The following is a 1,709-nucleotide window of genomic DNA, read 5'->3' as shown; positions in this document are numbered from 1 at the left end:
GAACTACCCCGAACACTCCAATTAAAACTATTATAGAAACTATAATTTCCTTTACTAATTGTCACATCACGATAGTCAGATAACCAAACACCTTCTGGTCCCGATGCTTCTTGGACTCCTCCAGCATTGATATAACCTTGCCAGTTTCCACCACCGTCATATAGTGAATAATAAGTGGCACCATTCAAGTGTTTGTAATACCCCTTCACTTGGTAAGTTGTATCCATAACTTGACTTGTTTTTTTACGTACTGACCAATTAAAATTATTATAAATTAAATAGTTACCATTGCGGATTGTGATGTATTTATTAGTACCCATCCACGGGCCTTGAGCACCCACTTCATCCACTTCATTTTTATTAATATAACCTTGCCATGCACCATCTTGATTATATACAGAATAATACGTATTACTATTGATATGGTGATATTGACCATTCACAACTAGCGTTTGACCTAGTAGCCCTTCACCAGTTTGACGAACAGCCCAACTAAAACCTTGATACAATTCAGCGGTACCTTTTTTAATCTGAATATAGCCTTTTTTGCTAATCCACGGGCCCTGTGGTTCCATTTTCTGAACATGTTTTTCATCGATGTAACCTTGCCATGATCCTCTTGAATCATAAATAGTGTAATAAGTTGAGCCATTAATATGGCGATAATAACCACGAGCTTCCAGTACTTTTCCTTCTAGTTGTGAGCTACGACTCTTAACCCACCAATTAAAATTCCCATAAATCGGATGGTTACCTTTTTTGACAGTTACTGTTTCTTTCATCGCATGATAAGCACCTTGTGGTGCTGTAAGTTCAACATCTTTTTCATCAATATAACCTTGCCACGCACCATCAAGATTATAAATAGAATAATACGTATTACCATTCAAATGATTGTAATAACCATTCACTTGAAGTGTTTGATCCATTAAATTTTCAGCAGTTTGACGAACAGTCCAATTAAAACCTTGGTAAAGTTTAGCCTCTGAATTTTTAATTGTTAAATAACTTTTCTTAGCACGCCACGGCCCTTGGCCATCTGTTGTTTCTTCAACACCACGCGAGTCAATATAACCTTGCCATGATCCTTGATGATCATAAAGTGAATAATACGTATTGCCATCTGCATGCTTATAACAGCCACGCACTTGATACACTTTATCTTTTACTTGCGCACCTGAGTGTTTTACATGCCAGTTAAAATTATTGTATGTCGCATAAGAAGTTCCTTGCACTTTAACAATACGGCTATCTGGTCGCCATGAACCTTGGGCACTACCTGTCTCTTCAACAAGTTGCTCTGAAACATAACCTTGCCATGCACCATTTACTGTATAAAGTGAATAATAGACATGACCATCAAAATGGTTGTAGTACCCTCTCGCTTCATATGTTTGATGTAACACATCTTTTGTCGGTCGACGAACACTGCCTGAAAGGTCATTTAAAATAGCCCCTTCTTCTGATATTACTGATACAAACTTGCGCGTTGATTGCCATAAGCCTCCAATCCCAGATTCTTGCGTCACAGTTTCATCAACATAACCAATCAATTGCTCTTCATGATTGTATAATGCCAATATAATTTGATTTTCTGATAAAGTAATTTTCTGTTTAACACGATAAACTTGATGATACAAGTCAGTTGTTGACCCCTGTTTTTCAGTCAATTCAGCATCTTTCCAAACAGGTTCATCTTTTTTTATAAT

1 pseudogene is annotated in these 1,709 nt (G+C 36.9%); it reads right to left on the bottom strand.

What is annotated here, in order from left to right:
* Positions 1–1,709: pseudogene (locus ESZ54_RS12555) on the bottom strand (hypothetical protein); the annotation flags it as partial.

Source organism: Vagococcus silagei, from assembly GCF_004795745.1.
Classification (GTDB): domain Bacteria; phylum Bacillota; class Bacilli; order Lactobacillales; family Vagococcaceae; genus Vagococcus; species Vagococcus silagei.
Note: the sequence above shows the minus strand (reverse complement) of the source record. Positions and strands in the feature narration are given on the sequence as shown.